The 8,499-nt window shown below is 37.9% G+C and carries 10 protein-coding genes; 2 read left to right on the top strand and 8 right to left on the bottom strand.

Features of this window, described 5'->3' with window-relative positions; genetic code table 11:
• Positions 1-91 precede the first annotated feature (91 nt).
• Together MNV_RS04835 and MNV_RS04830 are read right to left on the bottom strand one after the other, a co-directional pair.
• Positions 92-892 (bottom strand): FkbM family methyltransferase, encoded by an 801-nt coding sequence (locus MNV_RS04835; RefSeq protein WP_096204243.1) that lies wholly within the window; start codon positions 890-892, stop codon positions 92-94.
• Positions 893-1,016: 124 nt separating this feature from the next.
• On the bottom strand, positions 1,017-2,879 hold the full coding sequence (locus MNV_RS04830) for a right-handed parallel beta-helix repeat-containing protein (protein ID WP_179293806.1): 1,863 nt from the start codon (positions 2,877-2,879) through the stop codon (positions 1,017-1,019).
• Between the two features lie 245 nt (positions 2,880-3,124).
• Between MNV_RS04830 and MNV_RS04825 the strand changes: the two genes are divergently transcribed.
• Complete coding sequence (locus tag MNV_RS04825) at positions 3,125-4,156, top strand: peptidoglycan bridge formation glycyltransferase FemA/FemB family protein (RefSeq protein ID WP_096204241.1); 1,032 nt, start codon at positions 3,125-3,127, stop codon at positions 4,154-4,156.
• A gap of 172 nt (positions 4,157-4,328) precedes the next feature.
• Positions 4,329-5,360 carry a GNAT family N-acetyltransferase gene (locus MNV_RS04820; protein WP_096204240.1) on the top strand — a complete coding sequence of 344 codons (1,032 nt, stop codon included), beginning with the start codon at positions 4,329-4,331 and terminating at the stop codon, positions 5,358-5,360.
• Between the two features lie 61 nt (positions 5,361-5,421).
• Here the strand turns inward: MNV_RS04820 and MNV_RS04815 are convergent, their stop codons facing one another.
• The 6 genes from MNV_RS04815 to MNV_RS04790 form a co-directional block, all read right to left on the bottom strand.
• Positions 5,422-5,955 (bottom strand): metal-dependent hydrolase, encoded by a 534-nt coding sequence (locus tag MNV_RS04815; RefSeq protein WP_096204239.1) that lies wholly within the window; start codon positions 5,953-5,955, stop codon positions 5,422-5,424.
• 6 nt (positions 5,956-5,961) lie between these two features.
• A complete protein-coding gene (locus MNV_RS04810; RefSeq protein ID WP_179293805.1) occupies positions 5,962-6,603 on the bottom strand; it encodes an MATE family efflux transporter in 642 nt (213 codons plus the stop codon).
• Positions 6,588-7,232 (bottom strand): oligosaccharide flippase family protein, encoded by a 645-nt coding sequence (locus MNV_RS04805; protein ID WP_096204237.1) that lies wholly within the window; start codon positions 7,230-7,232, stop codon positions 6,588-6,590. Before MNV_RS04805 ends, MNV_RS04810 begins: the two co-directional genes overlap by 16 nt.
• 80 nt (positions 7,233-7,312) lie before the next feature.
• The gene (locus MNV_RS21160) at positions 7,313-7,579 is read right to left on the bottom strand and encodes a hypothetical protein (RefSeq protein WP_096204236.1); all 267 of its coding nucleotides are present in this window, start codon (positions 7,577-7,579) and stop codon (positions 7,313-7,315) included.
• Between the two features lie 5 nt (positions 7,580-7,584).
• Complete coding sequence (locus tag MNV_RS04795; protein WP_143311637.1) at positions 7,585-7,983, bottom strand: GNAT family N-acetyltransferase; 399 nt, start codon at positions 7,981-7,983, stop codon at positions 7,585-7,587.
• Positions 7,968-8,499 (bottom strand): GNAT family N-acetyltransferase (locus tag MNV_RS04790; RefSeq protein WP_218837904.1); only part of this gene is annotated, 532 nt, incomplete at its 5' end. The genes MNV_RS04790 and MNV_RS04795, both read right to left, overlap by 16 nt.

The raw sequence follows: 8,499 nt of genomic DNA, 5'->3' as shown, positions 1-8,499 counted from the left end.
TAGTGCCCCAAAATCATACTGGTGCCAATATATTACTGGTTTTTCGGATAGGCTTCAACTGCCTGTCCACTTTTTAGGGTGCAGTCCAGATCTATGTAGTGACGGAACTTCTTGTAGCAAAAATGATCTGATTCCTTGAGCTAATTTCAAAACCTAAATCTAACAGATATTTTGAGACCTCATCCAATTCTTCTGAAGAATGATGCGCTGCTATTGCCAGTTTTACATTAATATTTTTCAGGGTATCTTTTGCTCCTCTAAGTGTTGCAAGCTCCATTCCTTCAACATTCATCTTGATGCAGATATTCCCCCGTGCCTGGGGTTTAATGTCCTTCAATACCTGATCGATAGTTATTGTGTCTACTTCAATGGAGGAATCAGTTGGAACAAGCATTGAATGTGCATCAGAAGCCCCCAGGAATAACCTTGTTCGTCTTACCCTTTCATCAAGGGCTTTTTCAATAATTACTATATTATTGAATTTCTTTGAATTTTTACGAAAAAGGCTTGCATTATGTGGACAGGGTTCTATAGCCACGACCTTATGGCATTGCGAGGCAGCTTTTATGGAATAAAAGCCAACGTGCGCTCCGCAATCTACAACTATATCATCAATACCCAGATCCATATGATCATAGCGGCTCTCTTGAAAAATTTCCTTAAAGGCGGCTACGCTATTGAAATTATCTTCGAACGGACAATAAAATTTGAGCCCTTTGCTTAGTATAATGTATCCTTTTTTAGTTGGAATCAGAATAATTTTAAAATATATCGAAAGAATAGGAGAGGCTATTACTAAAATATAAGGGAATTTTTTAATAGCGCTACGAAATAATCCTTTGAGACCCGCCAGCGAATTATTACTAAGTAAATTTATTGATAACTTTTGCATATTCTCTATCCCCCTTTTGAGAGTTTTTTCTAAACTTAACCCCCCAACTGTGCATTATTATATTGCTCGACGTAATTGAAATAGATTGCGGTTCGGTTCATTGGCTATCCACTCTTCTCAAGGGTTACGGTAAGTATTTAAAAGCGCCTATGTCATAACTTGCATTCCTGAGGCGTATATTACCGTCGAAATCCATGTCCGGGACGCTGTTAACCGAACCTCTTTCTATGGCTGGCGAAGTGCTTTTCAAACGGAAGTCTGCATTAGCCGGATTAATAAACTGGGGGTCTCCTTCAACATAATCGCTACCTTTAGTCTCATACTGCTCTCCTATATAACCGTCAATAAGATTATGATCAATCACTGCGTTAGTATTTTTGGCCCGGATCGAGTAGTGATTATTCTTGCTAACTATATTATTTCTAATAATTACACTGGCGGCTGCGCTGTAATCTGCGGAGATACCACCTCCCCAGTTATTCATTAGCCCATTATTATACACAGTATTGCTCGTTATCGATATATTATCGATAGCTCCTTTACTGTACCATGCAAGGTCGATCCCCGTTGCTGCATTATTATATATTAAATTGTTGTATACTTTAACATTTTTGAGGCTGCCTCCATTCTCAACAGCAAGAGCTATTCCACGGCCACTAACCCTGCCGTCATATACCCTATTATTAAATATCTCAATATCATGGGAATTTCCGTCCCATGCATCTACATAAATACCGGCACTTTCATGCTGGCTTACATCATTGTTGTATATTCTTCCATTGCTTGACCCCTCTTTCGCGTTGATGCTCTCAAAATTGTTCTGATAAAGTTTATTATTCCTTACTTCGAACCCATCGATATTTACTAATGAAATAGTCTCACCGACTTGCTGGCTTAATCCCTCCATAGACTGGGCTCTTGTAATTTCATTCCCATCTATAATAATATCCTTTCCGTCCTGTACGAATATTGCAGAAGCCGCAACATTACTTATATAATTCCTATCCAGGATTATATTTGAAGGGAGAGCGTTTGTCTCATAATCTCTTCCCGCAAAGATCCCCATGAATCTGGAGTTTATAATTCTGAGCCCTGAAATATTTATATAACTTGAACCCGAGATTTGAACCAGTCCATCCCACATTTCTACTGATGCACCCGTGCCATCAATTGTAACGCTATCACCCGGATAAGCGGCAAAAGTAATGGTCTTACCGGGACTTCCCGAATTCTTTATTAAAATTCTCTCGTTATATATTCCTTCCTTGATATAAACAGTTTCACCGGCAACTAAAGTATTTGCTGCCTTTGTGATAGTTAGCCATGGCGATTGTTCTGTACCCGAATTATTGTCATTCCCGTTTTTAGCTACATAATAGATATTATACAGTGGGGCACCAGTGGGTGCGGCTGTGGGAGCCGGCTTTGGGGTTGGAGTAGGCGTTGGAGCTGGTGCAGGGGTCTTACTCAATGATACTTCATCTACCCAGAATGTTCCGTAGCCGCTCCAGATGTTGGCATAGACGTAAACATAGGCAGTATCAGGACCGGTCTTAAAATCCATGCTTTTCTGTGTCCAGTCATTCGTACCTCCATCGAACGCAAGGTTGATCTGGTGGAGCCAGCTCTTGTTAGCATCAAGTTCGACTACCCTGATGACAGGTACATGACCGGCGCCGACATTTTCGGTTTTTCCCCAGGCAGAAAGAGTATAGTACTGCTGTGGTTCCGCTTTTATCAGGTCGGATTTTGGAAACCCGCTATTCCTATCAGTCGTTCCCTGGATGCTTATTTTTATTGATTTTGTGCCGTTGTGACGTATATTGTCCCATACCGGGGTGTTACCGTCGGTAGTTACGAATTCCCAGTTCGAGGGCCGTGTGCTGCCGCTCTCAAAGCCCGGATTTGCGATAAGGTTTTTATCTGCAGCGGGTGCAAATAATAAGAAAGAGTAAATCAAGATAAGCGAGAGGATTACTATAAACACAAGTTTTATTAAATTAGTAGTTTTATATATTTTTTCTCCCGGGTTCATTCTAATTACCTTTCCATAGACTCAAACAAATACAATTCGATAAACTTTTATAGAGGCAAGAATTTCTATATAGTGAGTTTATATTGGTTGGAAACATTGTAAGTGGAGATGGATTTCTAAAAATAAAAGCTTAACTTTAAACCGGTGGGATGGAACTTCATAAAGAATTAAATATGAAATCAGATTAAGGGTTAGTTATGGATTACCATATTGAAGAATTAAGTAATAAAAACGCATCTGACTGGAAAAGATTGTGTGAAGAAAGCAATGAAGGAAATTTTTTTCACACCCTGGAGTGGAAGCGAATTTTGGAGCAATCCTATAATTTCCACTCTCATTGTTTTCTACTATATCGAAATGACGAACCTGTTGCCCTTTGCCCGTTCTATGAAGCCAGTATTAACGGAGTCCGGGGCCTGATATCGCTACCCGACTCGGATTATAATCATATAATAATAACCGACCAGAACGATCCCTTAATAGCATACCATATACTGGAGAAATGTAAAGAGATTGCAAGGGAAAATAAGCTACTCTTTATACTCATCACTACTTTTAACGAATTGACAAGAGATCATTTCAGCAAATATAATCCTCTCCCATTTCCATTAGGCGGGGATATGGTGCTTGATTTAGAAAAGTTCAGTCCTGACAAGATATGGAACGATAACTTTTCTAAACAGGAGAGGAAATACATCAGAAGGTTTGAGAACGACGGTTTTAAAATTAAAGAACTTAATTCAATAGACGATATCAAAATGTTTTATAAGTATTATAAGATAAACCTTGAATTTAAAAATGCCACTCCTTACCCATTTTCTCATTTTGAGGATTTATTGAAAACATACTCATCAACAGAGATGTTACTAACCCTGCTATACAAAGATGATGTAGTTGCCGGAGGACAACTGGCTTTCTTACATGGTCATAAGAAAACGATGTATTTAAGGTATCTATCGCTGAACAGGGATCTGCCAACCAGGTATCATTCAACATGGTGCGTATATTGGGATTGTATTGAAAGGGCATCAAAAATGGGATATAGCAGAATATGTTTTGGCAGAACACCTCCTTATTCAAATGACAATCATTACCAATTAAAAGAAAAGTTTGGATGCCATTATGAAAAAGAATATTCACTTATTTTTCCAAGATCACATTTATTTAAAATAGGATATAACATATATTACAATATTTATAACTTCAGAAAAAAATACGTGTCCCGGTAGCTTGGATGGTCAAAATGGAGGAAAGTAGTCCACAGGTCAAGGTTCGAATCCTTCCAGGGCTTTTTAATTCCAGAAATATACCGGATCACTCACTTACGTCCGTTCCATAGTTCATATTAATTGCGAAGCAACACCGCATACAAAACGATGGTTTAGTGTATCAGGGGGAGTTATGGTTTATCATATAGAGGAACTAAGTAATAAAAACGCGACAGACTGGAAAAGAGTAAATGAAGAAAGCAAAGAGGGAGATTTTTTTCACAAGCTGGAGTGGAAGCGAATTTTGGAGCAATCCTTGAATTTCAAATCTCATTGTTTTCTATTATATCGAAATGACGAACCTGTTGCCCTTTGCCCGTTCTATGAATCCAGTATTAACGGAGTCCGGGGTCTGGTATCGCTGCCCGATTCGGATTATAATCACATAATAGTAACTGACCAATACGATCCCTTGATAGCATACCACATATTAGAAAAATGTAATGAGATTGCAAGAGAAAATAAGCTATCCTTTATACTTATCACTACTTTAAGAGAATCGATAAAAGATTATTTCAGCAAATATAATCCTCTTCCATATCCGATAGGCGGGAATATGATGCTTGATTTAGAAAAGTCTGGTCCTGACAGTATCTGGAGCGAGGTCCTATCCCAAAGGGATAGGAAACATATCAGGAGATTTGAAAAAGATGGGTTTAAAATTAAAGAAATTAATTCAATAGATCATATCAAAATGTTTTATAAGTATTATAAGGCAAATCTTGAATCCATAGATGCTGCTCCTCACTCATTTTCTCATTTTGAGGATCTATTAAGAACATATTCATCAACGGAGATGATACTGACCCTGTTATATAATAATAAAATCATTGCCGGCGGACAATTAGCTTTCTTACACTATCCCAAAAAAACAGTCTATTTAAGGTATCTATCGCTGAATAGAGACTTGCCAAATAGATATCGTCCAACAACGTACATGAGATGGAATTGGATTAGAAGAGCATCAGAAATGGGATATAGCAAAATATGTTTTGGTAGAACGCCTCCTGATCCAAATGATATTCATTATCAATTAAAAGAAAAGTTCGGATGCCATTTTGAAAAAGAACACTCTTTTATCTTTCCAAGATCATATTTATTTAAAATAGGGTATAATATATACTATACTATTTATAATTTCACAAAGAAATACATATCCCGGTAGCTTAGATGGTCGAAATGGCAGAGAATATAGTACTTGTTAAAACGTTAGATACCATAAGATATCACTCTTGTCTGGTTTTTCCATAGATTCCGCCAGCTGATACTGCTGCAGAAATAATCAGTAATATTGCAACTGCAATATTCTCACTTGATATCGCCGGCTCTCCTATACCCATGTTCATTATTCTATCACTGATACCGTATTCTATTGCGGGTGTAAAACTATCGTTGAATAAAAGTTCTACACGGGCAAAAAATATGTTGCTATATACAGGATAAAACAGGGATATACCGCCGGTAAACAGGTCAAGAATAAGATGCGACGTAAGGTAGAAGCATATTATGCCGAACACTTGCCGCCTGTTTTTCACAAGAATAAATAACAAGAAAGGGATCATTACTATGAAAATATTGTGAAATAATACTCTGTGAAGCGGGACGGGGCTCAATTTGAACACGAAGAAAAGGCTATCCGCATCCGGAAGCACCGCAAAAAAACCAAGAATGATTACATCCCTCGGATGCAGGTTAAGCTTCTTTGAAAATAAGAGAAGTATCACGACCGGAATGAATATATGATTGAACAGGGAGGACATTGTCTATCACTTTGTCACTGTTAATATCGATTTTAGAACAAATCCAGCCATGTTTTTCATCTTATAGACCACAAAAATAGCAGCTAAAGTATTTGCTGCAAGATAGGCAATGGCAGCACCCTCGATACCTATACTTCTTACAAGAGGCAGGGCAAAGGCAAGAGTAATAATAGCAATTGCAGCATTGATTTTTACGACGCTAAGAACTCTTTTTTGAGCGTTTCTTACTGTAGTGAAAATAATGTTCAGCGACATAGGCAGGCTTGCAGCTGCAAGGATTATAAGTGTGGTTGATGAGTTCACCGCATAGGTTGGATTAAAAAGATTCAGTACGAATTTACCGAAAAACACAAAAATCAGGATGCCTGGTAAAAGGAGAGCGGCATTTAATTTTATTGACTTTTTCACATTCAACCACAAATCTCCGCTATCTGAGGATTCTGCGAGAAGTGAGTTTGATATCGCCTGCGGGATTCCGTAGAGCAGACCTGCTATCATCATTGCAATGTAAAAGAAGCCTGTGGATTCCGTAGAAACCAGATTGACTATCATTATAGGCAGCATGAGGCGCGGAAGGGAGAGAAATATGTCTGAAAGATAGTTCCCTGCCGAGTATCCCGCCATGCTTTTAATTATGGGGTCAAGCATGGGAACAGGAAAATATCCTTTCCATACCAGGGACAACAAAAAAAACCGATTACCACTGCAAGCAGCACACCTATACCCCATGCCATGAACATACCTATAGCTCCGAAAACTGAAAAAACCTGGAGTGGAAGAATCTTGAAGAAACCGAAAAGCGTTTCTTTTATCGTATAAAATGAGGATTTTCGTCCCGCTACGAATGCGCTGCTTATATTCGCAGAAGTAGTGTAAAATGCCGTAACTGCAGCAAAAAGTATGCCGAACTTTAAATCACTAAGGATAGATTTCAATGGCGGTGCCCAGACATCAAGACCTAAAACAAATATGGATGAGAAAACAATCGACGCGGCGATACTTGAAGTCAGGCATGAGTTTATAATCCTGCCTGCATTTTCCCTGTTCCTTGGCAGGTGGAACACAAAAGCCGTCTGGAAGCCCAGGGCGCTTATCATTGAAAGCAGGAGCATGCTTGATAATAATGCCGAAATTGTCCCGACTTCATGCGGTGAGTAGTATCTTGCAGCTATAACCCAGAAAATGAAACCGAGGAGAAGGTTTAAAAGATTAGCTGCCATGAGATAGAAAGAATTTTTGAGGAGAGAGTCGTTGTAGATTTCCCTGAGAAAGCGCATATTGTTCCATTAGTGCGATTCGATAAAAGCATTTCGAAGAGAGCACGATTTTAAGTCAGTAGTGTCAGTAATTACGCGTATCATATCTTATTTTTAAATTTTATTTTTCCACTTTCCTTCATCTGTTTTATCTTGTAATCATATAATCTATAATTCTCCAACAAACTATGTTTTTTGATTTCATCATATAGGAACATACAATTTAACATTTTAAATTGGAACTTAGAAATGGGCCCTTTTGTCATTATGACGATCCGGTTGTTGCTCCTTAACAGTGGCTGCCACCTGAGTTTATATGCTTCATCCCCTCTTAAGAAGTCAAATTCTTTTAGACCTCTGCTGATCAAATCTTTTAAGATATATAATATATGAATATTACCAACGAATAAGAATAATTCGGATCAAATGCCGTTTGATAATAGTAATATTTTCCAGAATATTCAAAACCCAGAACACCGGACACGTGCTGTCCGTTTACATCTAAGAAGGAAAGATTTAACCAGCCGTTCTGTGCAAATTTTTCTGCAACATCAGTCAAAAATCCTTTCTGGGTTTCACTTAAACCGGGTACATCCTGGTAATTCATTTTCTTTTGATGCATTTTCCAGAAGTCATTTAAGTTTTTTTCCAAAGAATTTGTTGTTGGGAATTTTTTAAACTCTATATTACCTATTTTTTTCTTAATGTTTTTTTCGCCTTTTCGCAAGTTTTTCCTGAATTTATTACTCAGCATCTTCAGGTGGTCATCCAATGATGATCGGACAGGTAGATACGGAGAAAAACCCGTTTTTTTTCACCTACGAACAATGAACTCTGGCAGAAAGACGGGTTATGCAGTATGTTAAGGAATTTTGAATCATTGGGTACCTGATCGAAACGAAATATAAGTTTATTATAGTCAAGATAATATTTTATCAGTTCGAACATCTTGTTGATTTGACCGTCATCCAGGTCGGAATAAATAATACCTCCGTAATCAGATAAATTCAGCCCGATATTTTCGACAACAGCATAGCTGAAAAGAAAGGTGCGATAAGTTGAACATAGCAATGGCATAATTCCAATTGTGTCATCCCGATCTTCTACCATCAATATTTTTAACTTTTTGTTATCGCTAAAGTGCTTCCACCATTCGAAGAGCCATTCCCATGTTAAAAATATGTTTTTATCATGACCCTTTGCCAGTAAATCATTCCATATTCCCCTGATAGATTTGAAATCATCAACACTGTTTATCTCTCTTATTCTCATTCTAACCCCCCTTTTT

Origin of the sequence: Candidatus Methanoperedens nitratireducens, from assembly GCF_900196725.1 — an archaeon.
GTDB lineage: Archaea > Halobacteriota > Methanosarcinia > Methanosarcinales > Methanoperedenaceae > Methanoperedens > Methanoperedens nitroreducens_A.
This window is presented reverse-complemented; position numbering and strand designations above follow the sequence as displayed.

Coding starts and splice junctions, on each gene's coding strand:
- MNV_RS04810 (WP_179293805.1), bottom strand. CDS start 6,603: ATGCTTGACCCCATAATTAAAAGCATGGCGGGATACTCGGCAGGGAAC.
- MNV_RS04820 (WP_096204240.1), top strand. CDS start 4,329: ATGGTTTATCATATAGAGGAACTAAGTAATAAAAACGCGACAGACTGG.
- MNV_RS04815 (WP_096204239.1), bottom strand. CDS start 5,955: ATGTCCTCCCTGTTCAATCATATATTCATTCCGGTCGTGATACTTCTC.
- MNV_RS04805 (WP_096204237.1), bottom strand. CDS start 7,232: ATGCGCTTTCTCAGGGAAATCTACAACGACTCTCTCCTCAAAAATTCT.
- MNV_RS04835 (WP_096204243.1), bottom strand. CDS start 892: ATGCAAAAGTTATCAATAAATTTACTTAGTAATAATTCGCTGGCGGGT.
- MNV_RS04825 (WP_096204241.1), top strand. CDS start 3,125: ATGGATTACCATATTGAAGAATTAAGTAATAAAAACGCATCTGACTGG.